20 protein-coding genes are annotated in these 20,284 nt (G+C 34.4%); 4 read left to right on the top strand and 16 right to left on the bottom strand.

Annotated elements, in window-relative coordinates; translation table 11 throughout:
- Window positions 1-128: 128 nt before the first annotated feature.
- Both R9X47_RS25075 and R9X47_RS25070 read left to right on the top strand, forming a co-directional pair.
- Complete coding sequence (locus R9X47_RS25075) at window positions 129-941, top strand: TIGR02206 family membrane protein (protein WP_432663852.1); 813 nt, start codon at window positions 129-131, stop codon at window positions 939-941.
- Between the two features lie 495 nt (window positions 942-1,436).
- Window positions 1,437-1,676 carry a YkoF family thiamine/hydroxymethylpyrimidine-binding protein gene (locus R9X47_RS25070; protein ID WP_432663851.1) on the top strand — a complete coding sequence of 80 codons (240 nt, stop codon included), beginning with the start codon at window positions 1,437-1,439 and terminating at the stop codon, window positions 1,674-1,676.
- A gap of 118 nt (window positions 1,677-1,794) precedes the next feature.
- On the opposite strand, the gene R9X47_RS25065 is transcribed toward R9X47_RS25070, so the two are convergent.
- A complete protein-coding gene (locus R9X47_RS25065; protein ID WP_432663850.1) occupies window positions 1,795-1,980 on the bottom strand; it encodes a hypothetical protein in 186 nt (61 codons plus the stop codon).
- Between the two features lie 138 nt (window positions 1,981-2,118).
- Here R9X47_RS25065 and R9X47_RS25060 point away from each other — a divergent pair, with 138 nt between their 5' ends.
- Window positions 2,119-2,586, top strand: coding sequence for a LiaF transmembrane domain-containing protein (locus R9X47_RS25060; RefSeq protein WP_432663849.1), 468 nt, complete (start codon window positions 2,119-2,121; stop codon window positions 2,584-2,586).
- A 39-nt stretch (window positions 2,587-2,625) separates the two neighbouring features.
- Here the strand turns inward: R9X47_RS25060 and R9X47_RS25055 are convergent, their stop codons facing one another.
- The 15 genes from R9X47_RS25055 to R9X47_RS24985 all read right to left on the bottom strand — a co-directional run bounded on the left by R9X47_RS25055 (window position 2,626) and on the right by R9X47_RS24985 (window position 18,305).
- A complete protein-coding gene (locus tag R9X47_RS25055; protein WP_432663848.1) occupies window positions 2,626-2,991 on the bottom strand; it encodes a hypothetical protein in 366 nt (121 codons plus the stop codon).
- A 296-nt stretch (window positions 2,992-3,287) separates the two neighbouring features.
- Window positions 3,288-3,950, bottom strand: a complete 663-nt coding sequence (gene queC, locus R9X47_RS25050; protein WP_432663847.1) for a 7-cyano-7-deazaguanine synthase QueC — start codon at window positions 3,948-3,950, stop codon at window positions 3,288-3,290.
- Window positions 3,951-3,999: 49 nt separating this feature from the next.
- The gene (locus R9X47_RS25045; protein ID WP_432663846.1) at window positions 4,000-4,629 is read right to left on the bottom strand and encodes a 7-carboxy-7-deazaguanine synthase QueE; all 630 of its coding nucleotides are present in this window, start codon (window positions 4,627-4,629) and stop codon (window positions 4,000-4,002) included.
- Entirely contained in the window at window positions 4,619-5,011 is a 393-nt protein-coding gene (queD, locus tag R9X47_RS25040) for a 6-carboxytetrahydropterin synthase QueD (protein ID WP_432663845.1), read from the bottom strand. The genes R9X47_RS25045 and queD overlap by 11 nt, the downstream gene beginning before the upstream one ends.
- Window positions 5,012-5,013: 2 nt before the next feature.
- The gene (locus R9X47_RS25035) at window positions 5,014-5,787 is read right to left on the bottom strand and encodes an acyl-CoA dehydratase activase (RefSeq protein WP_432663844.1); all 774 of its coding nucleotides are present in this window, start codon (window positions 5,785-5,787) and stop codon (window positions 5,014-5,016) included.
- A gap of 10 nt (window positions 5,788-5,797) precedes the next feature.
- Window positions 5,798-6,790, bottom strand: coding sequence for a 2-hydroxyacyl-CoA dehydratase family protein (locus tag R9X47_RS25030; protein ID WP_432663843.1), 993 nt, complete (start codon window positions 6,788-6,790; stop codon window positions 5,798-5,800).
- A gap of 453 nt (window positions 6,791-7,243) precedes the next feature.
- The gene (locus tag R9X47_RS25025; RefSeq protein WP_432663842.1) at window positions 7,244-7,744 is read right to left on the bottom strand and encodes a Gx transporter family protein; all 501 of its coding nucleotides are present in this window, start codon (window positions 7,742-7,744) and stop codon (window positions 7,244-7,246) included.
- 236 nt (window positions 7,745-7,980) lie between these two features.
- Window positions 7,981-8,865, bottom strand: a complete 885-nt coding sequence (sdaAA, locus tag R9X47_RS25020; RefSeq protein WP_432663841.1) for an L-serine ammonia-lyase, iron-sulfur-dependent, subunit alpha — start codon at window positions 8,863-8,865, stop codon at window positions 7,981-7,983.
- 52 nt (window positions 8,866-8,917) lie between these two features.
- Window positions 8,918-9,589, bottom strand: a complete 672-nt coding sequence (sdaAB, locus tag R9X47_RS25015) for an L-serine ammonia-lyase, iron-sulfur-dependent subunit beta (RefSeq protein ID WP_432663840.1) — start codon at window positions 9,587-9,589, stop codon at window positions 8,918-8,920.
- A 248-nt stretch (window positions 9,590-9,837) separates the two neighbouring features.
- Window positions 9,838-11,187: a germination protein YpeB gene (gene ypeB / locus R9X47_RS25010; RefSeq protein WP_432663839.1), complete on the bottom strand. Its 1,350-nt coding sequence runs from the start codon at window positions 11,185-11,187 to the stop codon at window positions 9,838-9,840.
- Window positions 11,188-11,202: 15 nt separating this feature from the next.
- Window positions 11,203-12,108, bottom strand: a complete 906-nt coding sequence (sleB, locus tag R9X47_RS25005; RefSeq protein WP_432663838.1) for a spore cortex-lytic enzyme — start codon at window positions 12,106-12,108, stop codon at window positions 11,203-11,205.
- Window positions 12,109-12,645: 537 nt separating this feature from the next.
- Entirely contained in the window at window positions 12,646-13,944 is a 1,299-nt protein-coding gene (locus R9X47_RS25000) for a peptidoglycan-binding domain-containing protein (protein ID WP_432663837.1), read from the bottom strand.
- Between the two features lie 276 nt (window positions 13,945-14,220).
- Window positions 14,221-14,970 (bottom strand): tRNA threonylcarbamoyladenosine dehydratase, encoded by a 750-nt coding sequence (locus tag R9X47_RS24995; protein WP_432663836.1) that lies wholly within the window; start codon window positions 14,968-14,970, stop codon window positions 14,221-14,223.
- Between the two features lie 110 nt (window positions 14,971-15,080).
- Entirely contained in the window at window positions 15,081-17,057 is a 1,977-nt protein-coding gene (locus tag R9X47_RS24990; RefSeq protein WP_432663835.1) for a molybdopterin-dependent oxidoreductase, read from the bottom strand.
- Between the two features lie 318 nt (window positions 17,058-17,375).
- Entirely contained in the window at window positions 17,376-18,305 is a 930-nt protein-coding gene (locus R9X47_RS24985) for an AraC family transcriptional regulator (protein ID WP_432663834.1), read from the bottom strand.
- Between the two features lie 657 nt (window positions 18,306-18,962).
- On the opposite strand from R9X47_RS24985, the gene R9X47_RS24980 reads away from it, so the two are divergent.
- A complete protein-coding gene (locus tag R9X47_RS24980) occupies window positions 18,963-20,135 on the top strand; it encodes a uroporphyrinogen decarboxylase family protein (protein WP_432663833.1) in 1,173 nt (390 codons plus the stop codon).
- Window positions 20,136-20,284 lie beyond the last annotated feature (149 nt).

Genomic DNA, 20,284 nt, shown 5'->3' with positions numbered 1-20,284 from the left:
ATCTCTTTTCTTAATCATTTCTTAATTTTAATAAGGTACCCCCTAATTCACTTCCAATATGTAAATTATTGTAATATAATTAAAAGTGTATAATTTTGTCATTTTCTGGTGAAGGGGGGCAGACAAAATTGTCACTACTCTCATTTGTAATAGTAAATAACTTAAGTCTATCTTTTGGTAAGAGCGCCTTTAATTTAGATTCTTTTTGGAATTCAACCATAGGAGACAACCAATTGTATTTATTCTCTAGAAACCATGTCATAGCTTTAAGCTTTATCTTAGGTATAGTAATACTTATGTTTGCTGCTAAGGATTTTTTTAAGGACGATAACATTAGAAGAATAGCTGGTAGAATTCTCGCAAGTATTTTATTCCTCCAGTCATTTTTTCAGCATTTTTGGTATATTGAAAGAGGAATGTTTACTCTAAAGGAATCACTGCCTTTATATTTATGTAGAATAAGTGTCATACTATGTATCCTTATGATTATTAAAGAAAGTTACTCAATCTTTGAAATTGTTTACTTTTGGGGATTAGGCGCAGCAACCCAAGCCCTATTAACTCCTGATACCGGTGGATTTATATTTCCCCATTGGAACTACATTCAGTTCTTTATTGGACACGGAGGGACAGTAATTGCAGTATTCTTTATGATATTAGCCTATGACTATAGACCAACATTAAAGTCATTGAAAAAGACCTTTAACTGGAGCTATATTTATTTGTTTATTGTAGGCTCTGTTAATTACTTGGTAGATGGAAATTATTCATATTTAAGGGCCAAACCCGAAACTTCATCAATCCTTGATTATTTACCATCGTATCCTTATTACATTCCTGTAATTGTAGCAGGTCTATTCTTTATTTTTTGTCTACTCTATCTGCCATTTCATATCGCTGATATAAAACACAAAAAAATACACAGCACTTTTAGTATATAAAAATATTCTTAGGGGAGATGTCTCATAATGGCGAATTTCTGCGTTATTTGAAATATTCACCGACTTGGCACGTACATCAGTACTAGCCAAACCGTTGAAATTTCAAAACCTAAAACCCTGATTATTCATGGAAAATTTAAAAGGGTGCAAGTAGTTTTGAGTTCTAAGACTTTCATCAAGTTCGAAGTCATACCCATGCCGTACGTCGAGAACTTGATGGAGGTCTTAGAATCAAAAATGCGTAGCAGAGTTTTAAATTTTCTATGGGTAATCCGGGTTTAACTTCACTCATTCTGAAACACCCCGGGGCCGAACTCATAAGTGATCTTTATGAGACAGCCCCTTTTTGTTTTGCTATTTTCCAAGGAGATTTGATGTCTATGAGTTTTACTTTAAAGCTTTAAAGGTATATTTTTCTATGATTTTAAAAGCATATTTTTCATCATATATAACATACTACTATTGCATATAAAATTTTAATTAAGAGGTGAAAATATGATTACAGCAGAAGTCGCTTTATACCCTTTAAAGACTTCCCATGCAACTAATGTTATAGACAATTCAATCAATGCCTTACATGGTGCAAATGTGCACTATTCAGTAAATTCTATGAATACCCATATAACAGGCACTAAAGAAGAAGTTTTTAAATGCCTTGGAAAAATGTTCAGTGAAGCCGATAGAAGCGGCGGAGAAATAAGTATGGTGGTAACTATTACAAATGCATCAAAATAGCAATATGCAAAAGTGGGTATCTCAGAATGACGAATTTCTGCGTTATTTGAAATTTTATTCATTCTGAAACACCCCGGGGCTATACTCATAAGACTCCTTTATGAGACAGCCCCGTCCTTTACTCCTTCCATTCTGGAGTATTGAAACGTCCTTCTTCCTTTATCCTTTTTCCCTCTTCTTCCGAAACTATATAAGCCGTTTTTCCCTCATTACTATATTCTTTAGCTTTATTTATAGCCTCTTTTCTACTCATAGATGATGATACTGAGTTATTTTCTCCTACAATCACATACTTTTTATCCATTTACTATTCTCCTTTCAAGTCAATTATCATATCAATAATTAGAATCTCTCCATAAATTTTTTATATTCATAAATTTGTTAAGTTCTTGATTGATTATTAAGTTTTTTTAGCATAATATGTAAATAAGGCGGTGATATTATGAAAACAACAAATACTCTAATTGGAGTAATAATAATCATCATAGGAGTACTTTTTTTGCTTGTAAATTTCAATATTGTAAATCTCAACTTCTATTATATTTGGCCTTTGTTTATTATTATCCCAGGACTATGTTTGGAAATCTCCTATTTTACCACAAAGAAAAATTCCGGGGTTTTAGTTCCAGCCGGTATCCTAATTGTTATTGGTCTACTTTTCTACACTAATATTCTACTTGGATGGCATCTAATGGAATCCCTTTGGCCAGTGTTCCCCTTAAGTGTTTCTTTCGGATTGTTTCAGCTTTATTTATTCGGTACAAAGGATAGGGGTGTGTTAGTTTCATCTTTAATTATTGGGGGATTTTCACTTGTTTCTCTATCCTTCACTCTTTTTGCTATGGATTTTGACTTATTATTTCCAATAACTCTTATATTAATAGGTTTTATAGTTATATTTAGAAAATAGAGAAAGGATAGCCAGGGTTTTATCCCAAAGCTATCCTTTTTAGTTAAATGCCTTATTAATTTCTTTTCCAAAGAATGCTATATTTACTAGGAATAATGCACCCGCCTTAAATAAAGGTGAATCTATTCCAAATTTATCTAGTGCTACAATAGAAATTACAATAGCCCATGGAGCTAGGACAGATTTTACAAATAAGCCATTAATATTTTCATTTTCTCTTCTGAAGATACTTGAAAATATTATTCCAAAGCTTAGAGAAATAAATAATAATGGTATTATAAAGCCTACAGCTATGTTGCTCTCAATAAATTGAAGTCTTGATAGTGCTCCAGCAATAAACAGCATTATACCTGTAGCCATTCCAATCATTTTATTACGTGTTAAAAAGTTTAACACTTTTCCCATAAAAAATCCCCCTTTATTATATACTTTAACAAAATAAAGGGGTAACCTTCAATGCAATATTATTGGATAAACTAGAAGAATTAGCCTAATACTTTCAAAAGAATATAGTTTTACGCTAATAAAACTTAAGGAACGAAAGTAGTCTCTGAGGTTTCCTTTTGAGCGATTTTTATTAACCTTTTTTTCCTCTAAAATTATATAGAAAAATAGGTTGATATGATGAGCCAAAAGGATTCTCAGTGACTACTTGAGTACGTTTAACTTTACAAGCGTAGAAATATATATTAATATATTTACTACTTTTTATACTCTATCTTATCTTTGGTTCCAGTTTCTTCAAATCCTTTTAATCTTAGTACGCAGCTATCACACTCTCCGCAGGCCTTTTCATCACCATTGTAACAGCTTGTTGTCAACTCGTATGGCGATCCCAGTCTCGTACCAAGCTTAATAGTTTCCCCTTTGGATAGATGTATTAGCGGTGCCTTGATCTCAATAGATTCACCTTTTACTCCTGCTGCCGTTCCTTCATTTACTACCTGTTGAAAGGCTTTTAAAAACTCAGGTCTACAGTCTGGATAACCACTATAATCTACTGCACTAACACCTATAAAAATAGCTTCGGCTCCTACTACCTCTGCATATCCTAATGCATAGCTTAAGAATAATATGTTTCGTGCTGGGACATATGTTATAGGTATCTCTCCGTCACCCTTATAGCCAGGTACATCAATGTTTTCATCAGTTAGTGCACTTCCTCCTACATTATCCATTCTTATTATTTTGTGTTCATTTACATTAAAGTGCTCGGCTACTTTTTTTGAGCATTCTAATTCACGATTGTGCCTTTGTCCATAATCAAAGGAAATAGGGTAAATCTCATATCCTTCATCTTTGGCAATTGCCATACACGTTGTACTATCCAAACCCCCGGATAAAAGAACTACAGCTTTTTTCATTTAAAATACCTCCAAATTTAAGATTCTAGTTATAATGTCTCCACTATATTTAAACGCCTTTTTCTTCGGGATTCCATATAAACTTATGGATTTGCAGCTGGAACCTTACATCAAGCTTATCATCCAATATCCAGCCTATTATTTCCTTCGGATCTATTTTAGTAAAAACCGATGAAAATGTAATAACTCCCTTTTCATAATAGTTCTTAATAGTTTCCTTTGCCCATTCATAATCTTCCCTTGAACCAATAACAAATTTTATTTCATCGGTTTCTCGCAAATGTTTAAAGTTACTAAGCTTCATTTCCTTACTTTCTAGGGATGATGGAGCCTTCATATCCATTGTAAATCTATGTCTATCACTTAGTTTAAATGCCTTTATATCTATTGACCCGTTCGTTTCTATATTTACTTCATATTCTTTGAGTAAAGATAATAGCATATTAATTTCTTCTTGTAATAGAGGTTCTCCACCGGTAATACATATTCTTTTATATCCATATTCATTGATTTTCCCATAGACATCTTCTGGAGTCATATCAAAACCATCATCATAGGAATACTTTGTATCACAGTAACTACATCTCAAATTGCATCCTGTAAATCTTACAAAAACTGTAGGATAACCAGTACTCGCCCCTTCGCCCTGTATACTAAGAAATATCTCATTAACCTTCATTAAAAAACTCTTCCCTTCCTATTTCCCCATAACTAGTTGGTGTTTCCCATAACTTAATCCTTTTTAGAAAGTATCTTTCACAATCTAGGGCATTGCTAAGTTTATCAAATATCCAGACAATCATATTTTCACAGGTTGTGTTGAAGTCAAATACTTCATTTAGATATTTATGATCTAGTTTATCAATAACACTTTCCTTCGTTATTCTTTTTAAGTCATTGAAATCTACTACCATACCCCTATAGTCCGTTTTTCCCCTTACGGTTACCTCAAGCTTATAGGTATGTCCATGGAGATTTTTACAGTCACCATCATAGTTTTCTAATTTATGAGCACTGTCAAAGGTAAATATTTTCGTCACGTCAATATATTTATTATGCATCCTTATCTCCTTCCACTTCTTTCCTTAGCAAAATATGCACAACCAATAGCTCCATTTAACTGAGGCCGATCTGGTATAACTAACTCCTCAAAATCTTTTTCAAGATATTTTTGTATAGCCTTGTTACTAGCTACTCCGCCTGTTAAAACCAATCTCTTGTTTCTAAAATCCCTAAGTAAGGGCTTTATCCTCTGATACAATGAATGGTTAATCCCAGCAGCAAGTTCCCTTACACTATATCCCTCTGCAATCTTTCCAATAAGCTCTGATTCTCCGAACACCGCACATGTAGCATTTAAATCCACTGGAGATTCATAAGAATTAGTAAGCTCTTCTAGAGATATTTCAAGAACTGAAGCCATATTTTCAAGATACCTTCCACTGGATGCAGCACATTTGTCATTAAGTATTAAATCTGTAATAATCCCCTTCTCAACCTTCACTATCTTCGTATCCTGTCCACCAATATCCAATAGAGTAAAATCCCTAAGCTTAGTTTGATATAAAGCACCATACACATGGGCTTTTATTTCATTTATTACCTTTGAATTATATAGCTTAAGATTGTTTCTACCATATCCGGTCGTAATCAGCTCTATGTCTTTATCATCAATACATAGTTTTTCAAAATTTACATTTATCTTCCCATCAATATAGCTTGTATAATCTCTATAAAAGGTCATTGTTCCAATAATCTTTTCATTAATTATTTCTTCTCTATCCATCAAAGCAATCTTAACTGCTCTACTTCCAAGGTCAATACCTAAAAAAGTCATGTCTCTCCTCCTAAAGCCTATAGTCTTTTAACATATCTATAAAGGATTCTATTCTTAGCCTCGTCCTTGCATCTACCTTTCCTGGCAGATCACCTTCGATTGTGAGAACAGGAATATCTAGTTTATTTTTAACAACTATATCTTCTATACCTTTATAGCAAAAGGCTTGAACATAATGAATTAGTCCATCTAGGTTTCTTAATTCTATTTGGTCTTTTATATCTACTAGTCTAAAATCTATACCGTAAGGATAGGTAAAACTTAAATACATATCGTATACTGAATCGTCTATATTAAATCCAGCCATTGAAAAAGCTCTTTGAACTTCATTGTATACTACCCTTCCACCATACTCTTCTATGACATCATATATATCTGTAAAAATTGGCGGTACACCAATATATCCTAATCTTATTTCTTTTTTCCTAGGCTCCCTTTCCTCAATTAGAGAAATAACTTTCTCTAAATCCTTTGAGAATCCATTGTAATCTCCATTAAAGTCACTACAGCACACCTGCCACAGATGGTTTTCAAATCCAGTTGCCTTATTATATTTCCAACTAAGCTCATCTAAATACTTAACCCTTTCACGGATATGATGTAGCGCTCTCTTCATATCGTCAACTTCTTCGATGGATACACTAAAGGTCTCCATCAAGCTACCAATTTCCTGCTTTATGCTATCAATACTTCTACTTCTGGGGAATCCAAAGGGAGCTACATTTAGCCCCTTCATTTTCCATACTTCCAAGAGGGCTTCGGTATTCGAACAATCCCCCTCACATACTCCAATAATTTGATTGATGTCATTTTCTAATGCAACGGAAAATAGTCCCTTTATCCATGAACATAGATTCCTTGGAAATCCTTCCATTTCCGATTTTTCTATATATTCTTTTCCTCTATCAGAAGTCACGAAAATATTATTTAGATCTATTGGAGTAACACCTGCAGCATATAAAACTTCCACAGGTATCGTTGTCGTAAGTCCAACTTTTTTCATTTTATCACCCTTCATTAATCAAGCAAATTGTATAATTACCATTTAAAAAAACTCACTTTTATATTTAATCTTAAATGCCTAAAGCCATACCAAATTTATTATGTAATTCTACCAAGTTAGAATTATTCAGTTGCTTTGGTGCATAAAAAAAGAGACTGCCTCAAAACAAAGACAGTCCCTGATATCTTAATTTACACTTAATCTCCATTACAGCTTTTATACTTACTGTAGAGTACGACTAAATTATAGATATGCAACACAAAAGCTTCACCCCATATTATTCATGGCAATAGTGAATAAACCTATATGCATCTACTACTCATATAGATTAAACTTTAAAGTCATATATCTTAAGATTGTGGGCGCCTTAGTTTTGTTTATAGACAGGAGGCTCTCGAACTGTCTTTAAATAAAATATCATAAAACTTCTTGAAAATCAATAACAATTCTAGCTTAATCACTTACACTCAAATAGGATAGGAGGAATTTTGTAGTCATTCCAACAAAAATCCCTGTTCCCACCGCAGCTATAAGTAAAACTGGTAAATATACGAATAGATTTATATTTTTAACAATTAATGCAGCAGCCATCAATTGGCCTATATTATGAAATACCGCTCCAGTTACACTTATTCCTATAACACTAACCCTCTGACCACCGACTATTCTAATAAGTGCCATGGACAATATACTCAAAATCCCACCTGATATACTGTATATAAAGCCTGAGACCCCACCCCCAAATATAGATCCTAATATTATTCTAACTACTAATACTGAAAATGCATCCTTAAATCCTAGAGACATAAGCACAGTAAGAGTTATTATATTTGAAAGACCTAGTTTTGCTCCAGGCGCTATAAAGGGTACAGGTATCATTCTTTCAACTATATGAAGGGCTAATCCCATTGACACAAACAATCCAAGCATCACCAATCTTTTTGTATCTCTCATAATGTTGTCCTCCAATATTTAATATCCTAATAAGTATTTTAACACATATCATGGCTAAAACAACTAATGTTACCTTTTGTTTTTATGTTTCATATTTTTGTTCATTAAATAAAGTGCATTATTGGTGATTTTTATTTTCTTAAACAAATAAGGCCATCTCATAAAAACATCTCATGAGTTTGGCCTAGAGTATTTCAAAATAAATTAAGTTCCATGTTGTTCTGAGATTTTCTATTCTAATTTTTATTGAATACCTCGTCCATTATCCTTTTTCCCGTCGGTGTAGCTGCTAATCCACCTAGGGCAGTCTCCTTCAAATCAACTGGCATAGACTTCCCTACTCTGTACATAGCATCAATTACTTCATCGAATGGGATTATGCTTTTAATCCCTGCCAATGCCATATCTGCCGATATCAATGCATTAGCAGCACCAATAGCATTCCTTTTAACACATGGGCATTCTACTAAACCTGCAATGGGGTCACATACTAATCCCAGTATATTTTTTATAGTCATAGAAGCAGCATGTAAAGCTTCCTCCGGATTTCCTCCCAAAAGTTCTACAACAGCTGCTGCAGCCATTGCAGAAGCCGTTCCTGTCTCGGCCTGACAGCCTCCCTCAGCACCGGATACAGTAGCATTTTGAGATACAATAAGCCCTACAGCCGATGCAGTAAATAGACCCTTAACTAAGTCATCATCACTAATATTTAATTCTTCTCCAACGGTTATTAAAACTCCAGGTAAGATACCACAGGAACCAGCCGTCGGCGCTGCTACCACTTGCCCCATTGAAGCATTTACTTCTAAAACAGCCATTGCTCCAGCAACAGCTTTAAGCATTCTACTACCTGATACCGTATCCTTCTTTTCATATCTGCTTTTGAGCAGCTTTGCATCTCCTCCAACAAGTCCGCTTACAGACTTAATATCTTCTTCAAGCCCCTTTTTAACAGCTCTTTTCATGACCTGCAAATTATCCATCATTAAGTCAAATATTTCTTCCTCAGTCTTTTCTGAATTCTCTACCTCTCTCAGAAGCATTACTTCCCACATTTTTTTATCTTGCTTCTTACAAATCTCTACTAGAGTTTCTCCGCTATTAAATTTATAGCCCATTATCCTCATCCTTTCTCCTTTGAGGCACTTTTAAGCAAACTATATAGTTTAACTACAACGAATTTATTAAAAATATATTTTTTATATCTTCTACAGAATTTTTTATGTATTCTATAAGCTTAGGTTCGAGCTTATTATCGGACTCTATAACCATAAAGGCATCTTCACCCTTGTCCTGTCTATATACACTCATAAATGCTATATTTATTTTGTAGTATGCCAATATCTTAGTAATCTTAGATATAATACCGGGATGATCTTCATGCCTAGTTATAATAGTTGGATACTGTCCTGTAAATTCAAGCTTTAACCCATTAATCTCAACAACCTTAATATTGCCTCCACCAATAGAAGAACCCATAAGGCTAATTTCCTCTCCATTGGACTTTTCAATAATAAATTTAACTGTATTTGGATGCACTTCGCCTAAATCAGCTTCAGTAAATTCATAATCTATTCCCTTTTCCTCTGCAATACTAAGCGATTCCTTAAGCTCTTCATCGCTTTCTTTCATACCTAATATTCCCGCCATGAGGGCCCTGTCCGTACCATGGCCCCTATAGGTTTTTGCAAAGGAACCATGCAGTAAAAACTGTACCTTTTTTACATCGTAATCTGCCAGTTTACCTGCAATCTTTCCTAGTCTAGCTGCACCAGCAGTATGGGAGCTGGATGGTCCAATCATCTTTGGACCTATTATCTCAAACGCACTATAATTTTTCATACTTGCCTCCTTACCAACATTCATATAAGGGCTCACTAATGTTGTTATATCATTGTATAAGTATCTATTCTATCATATCTTTATTATTTAATCTATAGCATTTCTTTATACTTTTCGAGGGTTAATAACCGCTAAAAAAGAGGGTATCATAAACAAGACCCTCTCTTTTAGATTACTTATATTTCCGATTCTCAGTGTTTACCTGAGCTAATCTCCAATTCACATATCTAAAACATGATACTAATAACTTACATCATCAAAACACCATTTTCCTTTGTGATAACCTGTAATATGTCCTCTTCTTCTCCATTTAAAGCATTAATATATATTAAAAATCTATCCTCTTTATACTTAGCAATGAACTCATAGCACAAAACTTCCTTTGATCCTTCAGTAGGTATAATAGCTAATTTAATATCTTCAACCTCTGCATCAATGCTTATCATTCTTCTTGCCTCTTCTTCACTAATCTCCGGCCTTGCAATTTCTCTTTTATGGTTATTAGACAAATAACCTTCGGACTCAAACCCTATAACACTTCCATCCTCTAAACTCAATTTAACTTTAATTAGATCCGTATAAACAATCACGTCATCATCGGTATATGCAAAGTTAACAACAAGTTGACCGTCATATTCTTCCGAATATGTTGGTATCATATTTTCAAATCCATTTTTTCTAAGAAAATCCTTAGCTTTATTGACTGCCTCTTTAACACTTAGCTTTTCATCACCAATTTCCTTAGTATTTAGCATCCATATAACTTTTCCAGCTTTCTTAGTTATTGCCATAGTTATATTATAGTCATTACCATTTTCTTTTAGTTCAACAATATATGAAGAAAATCTTGTATTTGCAGTTTCAGATATCAATTTAGCTGAATATTTCTTTCCATCCTTTAAAAAGCTCTTAGCAATCTGCATTGCTTTATCCTTTGTAATCTCCTTTCCCTCTAATTTAGGTTTTATATTTCTTATATGCTCAGAAAAGGGACCATCATATATCAACTCAGGATACTCTTGCATTCTTTCTTCTACATTTAAAAAGCTTGTATTCAACATATTCTCATTAACCTTCTCGAGATCTTTACTAGTCTTTCCTATGAGACCGGCCAACTTAACTCCATCTTGTGTGATATCACTTTGGAGCTTTAGTAGGTTTTGCGACAAATAGTTGGAGTAGTTATGTAGTTCCTCTAAGGTGTTTATATCTTCATTAGTTAAAGGCTTTCCACTTAGACATTTTCTAGACATAGCCATAGAAAAATCTCCAACCTGACTCAAAAATTTCTGAGTTTTACTAACATCCTTATGTTCAATCGGAAGTTGCGTCAATTGTTCCTGCGCGTCATAACACTTATACATCAAATCTGTAAATAACAATACGTTTTGCTTAGGAGTTCCAGAAACCATAATCTTAGATAAATTTGATTGAATGTTCTCCACATCTCCGACTAAGTCATAGAACATTCTTCTAAATTGATTTTCAACATATACATTATAGTTTTTAAGCTGGCTTTGTTGATTATATCCCCAATTGTATGTCAGCCCTAATATTATTGCTAGGGAAACAACCATACCTATTAAAATGTTCTTCATTTCCCATCATCCCCATTATTTTTTTGCAAATACGTGTCTCCCAATTGTAAGAGTTGGCTTTAGCCTTCTTATCCATTTACTAGTTATATTACCCGATGGATTCCAATAGTATAGAGCTCCTCCAGTAGGATCCCAACCGTTTAAAGCATCTCTAGCAGCTTTAAACGAACTTGCTTCTATGGGTTTATATACCTGCCCGTTAGCCACTGCTTCAAAGGCTAATGGCTGATACATGACTCCTGCAATAGAATTTGGAAAGGAAGGATTCTTAACCCTATTAAGTACCACCGCGCCCACTGCTACTTGTCCAACATATGGTTCTCCCCTAGCTTCTCCATTTATAACCATAGCTAAGAGTGTTACATCATCAGATTTTGATACACCTTTACTAGAAGCCGCATATTTACTACTCACAGTCTTTTTAGTTATCCCTAGAGCTTTTCTTGTTTGAGAACCAATGTGTCCATCTACCTTTAAACCATTTTTCCTTTGAAATTTTACAACCGCATTATAGGTCTTAGGTCCATAAATACCATCAACAGCACCATTATAGTACCTCCATTGTTTCAGCTTTCTTTGAGCTATCTCAACGGTCTTATTATAAGTACTGGCTCTTCTAGCTGTTGCTGCTGTCGTTTTAATTCCTAAAGCCTTCTTCGTTCTGTCACCTACAACACCATCTGCCCTCAATCCATTCTTCCTTTGAAAGTATGTAACCGCTCTATATGTTTCCCTTCCATAAACACCATCAGCGACTCCTCTATAGTATCCCCATCGCTTCAATTTTTCTTGAACTGCCCTTACATCTTCTCCTCTGGTTCCCCAGTATATTGTCCTTGCCTGGGCTATATCTATGTAAAATACACTTATTAATATTACTACTAAAACCAAAGCTACTAAATTTAATAACTGCCTTTTCACTTATTGACCTCCTTCGCATTTATAATTCTAAAATTCTAATGTTCTAAAGGTATTTTGATAATATTTTCTGTTATATGATGTTCTTTTATTCTAAATCATATTTGATTAAGACATTTAAAAAAAGAAAAAAGCCATAAGATCGTCTCTTATGACCTTCTCATAGCTTTTTCAACCCAAATCTAGAACATATTATCTTTTTAAACAAAAATCCGAAGCCATCCAAGCTCTAAGCTTTGACCAGAGTTTTTATCAGATTTTTCTTCGAAAAATGATCTCAAAAAAATATAAGATAGCCGAAGCTATCTTATATTAATAACATGATTACTTATATTCATTATAAATACAGCAATTCCTGAAATAATTGAAAAATATGATGCTCCAACTATTAGAGCTTTTATATCCTTCATCTCTTTCTCTACCCCCTAAATGTCTAGTTCTTAATCGCCAAATACATATAATCATCATACCCTTATACCTAATTTATACCACAATTTATAATAAGTCAATCTTTTTACAAATTTTGTAATAAATTTTTAATTATTTCTTACCTGCAGCTATTTTAACACTAGCCTGATGCTTTGGATCCTTTCTATTATCCTTATGTCTTCTACTGTTTTTAAAGTGTATATCTACGTGACCTGACATTCCATTCCCCTTTATGAAGTCAAAATTATATCCATATCCATATCCACCACTTCTATTAGAAACATTCTTACCTGCAGTCTTACTTTCTACCCCTGCATGTGGCATTGCCGTCATAGAAGCAGCAATCGTTCTACCATTGACATATACTAATACGGGTCTTCTTTCCCAGCTAAATCCACCCCATATTTTTTTCATAATCACAGTATCATTATTTGTTATTGTTTCTACATCTGCATGGTTAGATCCAGCAGTAACCTTGACCTTGAACTTGGTACTAGTTTTCAAATCTTGAACCGTCATAATCGTCTTATTTCTTACAAGTATTTTTTTAACGTCTTTCCAATCTAGATATTCTCCATATCCTCTTTTAGAAGATCCTCTACTTACTGAGTAACTAACAAATCCAAGGGATTGCATTTTTTGTAGGGTTGTCCCACCTGCAACTCCATCAACATCTAATCCATACTTTTTTTGAAACTCTTTAACTGCCTTTTCTGTGGCAGGTCCAAAATAGGTAGTATAGCTATCTTCATGGAAGGTTCCACATTGCTTTAAAACCATCTGAATAATCTTCACTTCTGGATGTGATACACCCTTTTCATATAAATTTAAAGAAAGGGTTCCCAAAACCTTTTTAATCCCTATATTATGAGTAACCAATCCTAAGCTCACCATTTTTTTCATTGTAGAACCGCCTACAACACCATCGGCATCCAATCCATATTTCACTTGGAAATCCTTTACTGCCTTTTCCGTCGTAGACCCAAAGTATGTAGTTATTTCATCACCCTTAAAGGTTCCTATTTCTCTTAATGATTCTTGAATAACCTTCACGTCAGAATGCTTTATACCCTTCTTATATACACTGAGTGAAAGATTGCCATATGTAAAAAGTCCTAGGGACTCCATCTTCTTTATTGTGGACTCACCGATTACTCCATCAGCAGTCAATCCGTATTTTCTCTGAAAATCCTTTACTGCTCGTTCAGTAATAGGTCCAAAATATGTAGTTAACTCCTCACTATCAAAAACTCCATCTCTCCTGAGAGCTTGCTGAATTAGCTTCACATCTTCATTCTCTACTCCTGGCTTATATACAGTATAATTAAGATTTTGGCTTCCAGCCAAAGCTGTTGAAGTCGAACTTAATAAGCAAATAGAAGTTATGACAGCAATAGCGATTTTTTTCACAAAATTACCTCCTAGTAGTTTTTGGACAAACTCTCTTAATATAACTATATCACTAGAAATAACCACAAATCAAGTACTTATGTAAACTTAATACTTTCTTCCCAGTAATTTTTAATATGCTCGTCCTATGGTTTTCCAATGACTATGCTTAACCCATACCCTATACTCTTCGATATTTTTCACCATTATCCTTTATACAATTTTTTACATCTTCTTCAAGAAATTACCGCAATAAAAAAGGACCTGCTCGTCCTTTTTTTTCATTGGCTGTCTATTCTATTTTATTAGGTCCTTTACAACCTCCGCAGCTATTATTAGACCTGCAACCGACGGGACAAAGGAAATACTGCCTGGAATCTGTCTTCGAACTGTACAGGTTCTCTCCTTATTAGTACAGATGCAATCGGTTTTACAGTTTGATTTTGATTCAATAGGCTTTATTGGTGTTTCCTGTGAATATACGACCTTAAGTTTATCTACACCCCTTCTTCTAAGCTCTTTTCTCATGACCTTAGCTAAGGGACACATGGATGTTTTAAAAATATCAACTACTTCAAATTTAGTAGGGTCAAGCTTGTTTCCGGCTCCCATACTACTCATAATCGGAATATTTCTTTTATAACACCTTTCTACTAAATCTAGCTTCGAACTAACCATATCTATTGCATCTACTACATAGTCATAGCTATCATCTAAAAGCTCTTCGGCAGTTTCCGCTGTATAGAGCATCTTATAAGTTATAACCTCTGCTTTAGGATTTATATCTAAAATCCTCTCCTTCATTACTTCGACCTTTGCTTTTCCAACAGTACTTCGTAGTGCATGAATTTGTCTATTTATATTAGTTAAACATATATCATCATCATCTACCAATACGAATTTACCTACACCAGATCTAGCTAATCCTTCAGCAACAAATGTTCCAACTCCGCCTATTCCAAATATAGCTACTGTTCGTTTTGAGAGATTTTCAAGGCCTTCACTTCCTATTAACAGCTCTGTACGTGAAAAAGAATGTAGTGCCATACTTTAGTGCCTCCTATCGTTTTAGAATCCTGAAAAATATAAGCCTTAAATATTATAAACAAGATGGTCCTATATATCAATGGAGATTATTGTATTCTTTTCCAAAGCGGCTATTGACTTAAACTACAAAAACACTCATAATAAGCAGCCTGTTCTCCCATGTCGCTTATACAATCAGGTGTTAAAAAATTTACAGATCCGCTCTTATGCCACCATCCCTCGTATATCATTACAACTCCATCTCCTATATCTTCACTAGCCTCTAACATAACCTCCAGCTCACCATATTTTGATTTGATTTTTACCAGTTTATCTGACTCAAGATTATTTTCCTCTAAGGTACTTCTATTCACATATGCAGTTGGTATTCCATCCTCAAAAGCGTAATGCTGTGAATGAAGTGAATTCTTAAAATGAGGAGTAATCAACCTTAGATTATAATTCTTCTCTTTTACATCAGAAGGTATATGTACAGGAATCGGACTCATTCCTTGTTTTTCAGCAGTCTCAGAATACAGCTCGTACTTCCCTGATGGTGTATGAAATTTTTTATCCTTCCAAGGAATGTCTCTATCATTTATAGTGAAGTAATTCTCCTTTAAATATTCATAACTTACATTAAAGGTTTCTATAAGTGGCTTTAATGCTCTTTTAAAAAACTCTTCTCTTTCAATATCAGGATAGTCGTCCATCTGCATTTTTTTCGCTAAAGCTCTAAACAACTCGTATTCTCCCATAATATTGTTTAAAGGCTGTACTGCCCTATTTGAGTAGTTTAAATAGGGTGAATACATAGAGGAATATAAGAAATCTTCTTCTTCAAGTATATTAGTTGTAGGCAAAACTAAATCAGCATACTTTGCAGTATCGGTCATAAACATATCTATAACTACTTTGAAGTCCACTTTTTCTATTGCTTCAATAGTTTTCCCTATGTTAGGAACTTGAACTAATGGATTAGCCTTTGTTATAAATAAACACTTTATAGGTGGATTATTATCATTCATAAGGAACTCAGCAAATTTCGTTTTGGTATAGGTCCTTCTGTTTTTCACAAGAGTATCGCTTTCTTTCACTTCACCTTTAATATATTCTCCAATAAGCTTATTTGAGTAATTAACTCCTCCACCTGATATTCCAATATTTCCTGTTAAGGCACCCAGTGCATCAATACACCTAATATTATTTCCACCATTTTTATATCGCTGTAAACCATAGCCTATAATTATACTAGACGGCTTATTTCTGGCATAATCATGGGCCAACTTCTTAATCTTTTCCTTATCTATTCCAGTAATCTTTTCAGTATAGTCAAGAGTAAATTCTTTAGCATACTCTTTATACTCTTCAAACCCCTTTACATGTTGTTTTATAAAGTCTTCATCAACAAGTTTTTCGTTTATCAGATAGTTAGCAATCCCAAGAGCTAGTGCGCCATCTGTCGAAGGCTTTATTTGAATATACTCCGATGCAATTTTTGCTGTATTAGTTCTTATTGGATCTATAAGGTAAATATAGGCTCCTCTTTTCTTAGCTTCATTTAAATACTTCATAAGATGAATATTTGTATCGGCAGGATTTCTTCCCCATATTATAATAGTCTTCGAATTTAGGAAATCTTCTGGAGCATGACTCTGATTAGCTCCAAAATCAATTTTTTGAGCTGCTATACCAGCTCCCCAGCATAAACTGCCAGTATGGGTTGTGGCACCACCATAGTAGTTAAAAAACATCTTATCTACAGATTTACTAAGACCCCCATAACCGCTATCGTAGTAATGCAATACAGCCTCTGAACCGTACTTTTCCTTTATCTCACTAAGCTTGTTCGCAATCTCATCTATTGCCTCTTCATAACTAATCTCAACCCACTCACCCTTATACTTTTTCTTTGGGGTTAATATTCTATCGGGGTGGTACATTCTTTCCAGATGTTTTTTACCTTTTTGACATACAAATCCACTGGTAAGCGGATGATCTTTATCGCCTTCTATTTCTGTTATCCTTTTATCTTTTACAGTTGCTATCATTGAGCAGCCATCAAAACAGTCAAGCGGACATGCAAATCTTATCTTCTTCTCACCCATATTAATTGCCCCTTTGTTATTAAATAAATTCCATTCATTAAATATTATTTTATTATTTTATAATACCCTTTGTCTATAGATTCTACAAATAATTAAAACGTAAGGATATTGATCCTCTTCATTTTGTCCAGGTTTTTCTCCGATAAACGTCCTCAATAAAAATAGAAGACACTAAAAGCATATATTGAAAAAGAGAGTTATTCAAAATAAAAATCACAAACAATTCAGTTCATTAAAAAAGACGCATACCTAAATTGGTCTGCGCCATAATATTGGGCAATTTGTATGTCAATTCATAACAGAAATATGTCGATCATCCTAAATGCTTCTTTTCTCCTCTGCGTTCTGAGCCATCTTCTCTGAACTACGCTTACGGTATTGTAACGGTGAACATCCCATTTCTTTTTTGAAGCGTTCTGCAAAATAGCTCCCACTTCCGAAGCCGACCTGCTGAGCAATTTCAGTGACGGACAAATCCGTTGTGGCAAGCAGTTTAGTACCTTGTAAAATTCTGACATGTGTCAGATAGGAAATAGGGGTTGTGTTTTCAACTCTTTTGAAAAGCCTGCAGCATTCGCCACGACTGACATAGCCAACGTTGGCTATATCTTCAAGGCTTATGTTTTGGGCATAATTTTTCTGTATAAAACTTGTCAACGCACGAATTCTGCTTCTTTGCGAGAAGGTTATGGTTCTGTTCTCCTCAATCAATTCTTTGTTGTTGACCACCATGATTCTCCATATTTCGTTGATTATTATCTTCATTTCCAACTCGTATCCGTAGCTTTGCTCTTCTTGGATTACTGCCAATCTCTGTAGCAAGCCGATTATTTCACTGTGCCAGCTATCATTCGTTAACGGAACCGTCTGCAGACTTTTGGAAAACAGCAGTGGCTCCACATAGTCGCGCCTTATAATACTGTCAACATCACCGTAAATCAGCTTAGGGTGAAAGTTCACACATACATAAACGCTGTCCGGTATTTCGGTAGCGATTACTTCATGCAAGCAACCACTGTTGATAAAAATACCTTCGCCAACATTCAAATTATAAGAGTTGCTCCGAGTCTTGAACACAACCGATCCTTCTGTGACAACGGCTATTTGCACCTCGTAATGCCAGTGCGGTACTTGAGCGCAATTTTCAGCCGATACCAATTGTCTATCCATTGATACAGGGAATTCGGGTGTTCCATGTTCGGTAAGCTCCTGCATGCTATCATCCACTACTATAGGTCGGAACTTCATATTAACCTCCAGCTGTTTGGTAGTTACTTAATTATAGAGCATAAACACTGCAAATTTCGCCTTCGAATCTATTTTACATTAGTAATATTTTATAATAAAGCGATTATATACGCAACCCCCATACAGGACACAAGAAATTCTTAGATATATCATGAAGATTTCATTTACCTATTGAAAACAAAGTCTAACTGAGCATATTTTCGTTATATTGCTTTGAACTAATACAGGCTATCCCTTTGATACTTTAGTCAATATTGTTATAAACTTGAGCAACATCTTTGTTATATTGCTTTGATTAATACAGATTATACTTTTAATATTTCAGTTAATATTGTTATAAAACTGAGCAACATCTTCCTTGTTTTTCTTTTTGTCTGGATTTAAAATTAAATGGAGTACTCGGACGAGCAAACGCGCAATTGCACAAAAAATAATAAAACAGACGGTTATAAAATCGTTATATTTGTAACTTACTACAAGATAATCTTTAATATCATTCTAAGCTATGATATTTACAACACATCTATTAAAAAAGGCATAGCAACAAATCTTAGCCTGTGAGTAAATCCAGCTCAGGTATAAACAATCGTATAATGTTATTTTTCCAAAAAAGTATTTATTTAGGAGTTGATTAAAATTACACACGAACAGAGAATATTGGATGCAATTCAAGGTAAACCAGTAGATGAAATTCCTTTTGTTCCAAGGCTTGATCTATGGTATCAAGGAAACAAATTACAAGGAACACTTCCTGAAAAATATAAAAACGCTACTTTGACAGAACTTGTAGACGATCTTGGTCTTGGATATCATTGTGTTGTACCGAACTTCAGTACAATTGAACATCCGGACGACAATGCACATGTGGGTTTGGGATTGTTTCAGACAAAGTCTGTATTTTATAAAGTCCATGTTGATGTGGCACATACAATTACTCACAATGGTAAGGGAGAAACCACAACAGTTTACGACACACCTCATGGCAAACTAACTACAATATCTCACTTAGATGATGATATGATCCGTTCCGGTATAACTCAACCTCATGTTTCTAAGCCTGCAGTAGAAAGCGTTGAAGATTATAAAAAAATTGCATACATTTTTGACCATATTGATATTACACCGAGATATGATTATTACTACCGAATCAAGGAAGAAATAGGCGATAGGGGAACCGTTGTTGGTTTTCAATATGAAGGCGGCTCGGCAATGCACGCACTTATGAAGGAAATGTGTGACTTCACCAAATTCTGGTATGATTACTATGATCACCTAGATGAGATGCTTGAATGTAGTGAGAGTATTCGTCGTGTATCACGTAATATATTAAAGGTTATGGCTGATTCTCCAAGTGATGTCATATATGTTGGTGCCAATTACGATTCCATGACGACTAACAAGGTCTTTTTCGCAGATCATATTACACCAGATCTCAAGTGGAGCGCTGATTATCTGCACTCCAAAGGTAAATTCTGTCTAACACATTCTGATGGGGAGAATGACGGTTTAAATGAGGAATACATGAAGGCGGGTATTGATGTAGCAGATTCTGTGGCACCTGCTCCTATGACCAAATTAAGTCTTGCCGATTATCGTAAAGCATACGATGGTAAAATTTGTATTTGGGGTGGTATTTCGTCCGTTGCAGCACTTCCAAATTCTATGGACGACAAGAGTTTTATAAAGTACATGGACGACACATTGGAACAATGCGGCGATGGCAGAAAATTGATACTTCATGTAGCAGATTCAGTTCCACCACAAGCAGATTGGGACCGTATTTTATATATGATAAAAACAATACGTGAATTCAAACCGAAAAAATATTAATATAGCATTTATTTTAAAATTTTGTTGCTTAACAGGTGTAAGAGCTTATGTAATACTACCTAAACCTTTTGCATCTAGCAACTTTCATAAGGCTTTAAACGTCAGATTTTTTAAATGTTTAATAAAAAATATCACAATCTATTAATAAA

This window comes from Wukongibacter baidiensis (assembly GCF_050888315.1).
GTDB classification, from domain to species: domain Bacteria; phylum Bacillota; class Clostridia; order Peptostreptococcales; family Caminicellaceae; genus Wukongibacter; species Wukongibacter baidiensis.
This window is presented reverse-complemented; position numbering and strand designations above follow the sequence as displayed.

What these genes read in the sequence shown, in the direction of transcription:
- queC (WP_432663847.1), bottom strand. Translation starts at nt 3,950, where the DNA reads ATGAAAAAAGCTGTAGTTCTTTTATCCGGGGGTTTGGATAGTACAACG.
- ypeB (WP_432663839.1), bottom strand. Translation starts at nt 11,187, where the DNA reads ATGAAGAACATTTTAATAGGTATGGTTGTTTCCCTAGCAATAATATTA.
- R9X47_RS25070 (WP_432663851.1), top strand. Translation starts at nt 1,437, where the DNA reads ATGATTACAGCAGAAGTCGCTTTATACCCTTTAAAGACTTCCCATGCA.
- R9X47_RS25055 (WP_432663848.1), bottom strand. Translation starts at nt 2,991, where the DNA reads ATGGGAAAAGTGTTAAACTTTTTAACACGTAATAAAATGATTGGAATG.
- queD (WP_432663845.1), bottom strand. Translation starts at nt 5,011, where the DNA reads ATGCATAATAAATATATTGACGTGACGAAAATATTTACCTTTGACAGT.
- R9X47_RS25035 (WP_432663844.1), bottom strand. Translation starts at nt 5,787, where the DNA reads ATGACTTTTTTAGGTATTGACCTTGGAAGTAGAGCAGTTAAGATTGCT.
- R9X47_RS24990 (WP_432663835.1), bottom strand. Translation starts at nt 17,057, where the DNA reads ATGGGTGAGAAGAAGATAAGATTTGCATGTCCGCTTGACTGTTTTGAT.
- sdaAB (WP_432663840.1), bottom strand. Translation starts at nt 9,589, where the DNA reads ATGAAAAATTATAGTGCGTTTGAGATAATAGGTCCAAAGATGATTGGA.
- R9X47_RS25065 (WP_432663850.1), bottom strand. Translation starts at nt 1,980, where the DNA reads ATGGATAAAAAGTATGTGATTGTAGGAGAAAATAACTCAGTATCATCA.
- R9X47_RS25045 (WP_432663846.1), bottom strand. Translation starts at nt 4,629, where the DNA reads ATGAAGGTTAATGAGATATTTCTTAGTATACAGGGCGAAGGGGCGAGT.
- R9X47_RS25060 (WP_432663849.1), top strand. Translation starts at nt 2,119, where the DNA reads ATGAAAACAACAAATACTCTAATTGGAGTAATAATAATCATCATAGGA.
- sdaAA (WP_432663841.1), bottom strand. Translation starts at nt 8,865, where the DNA reads ATGGGCTATAAATTTAATAGCGGAGAAACTCTAGTAGAGATTTGTAAG.
- R9X47_RS24985 (WP_432663834.1), bottom strand. Translation starts at nt 18,305, where the DNA reads ATGAAGTTCCGACCTATAGTAGTGGATGATAGCATGCAGGAGCTTACC.
- R9X47_RS24995 (WP_432663836.1), bottom strand. Translation starts at nt 14,970, where the DNA reads ATGGCACTACATTCTTTTTCACGTACAGAGCTGTTAATAGGAAGTGAA.
- R9X47_RS25030 (WP_432663843.1), bottom strand. Translation starts at nt 6,790, where the DNA reads ATGAAAAAAGTTGGACTTACGACAACGATACCTGTGGAAGTTTTATAT.
- R9X47_RS25025 (WP_432663842.1), bottom strand. Translation starts at nt 7,744, where the DNA reads ATGAGAGATACAAAAAGATTGGTGATGCTTGGATTGTTTGTGTCAATG.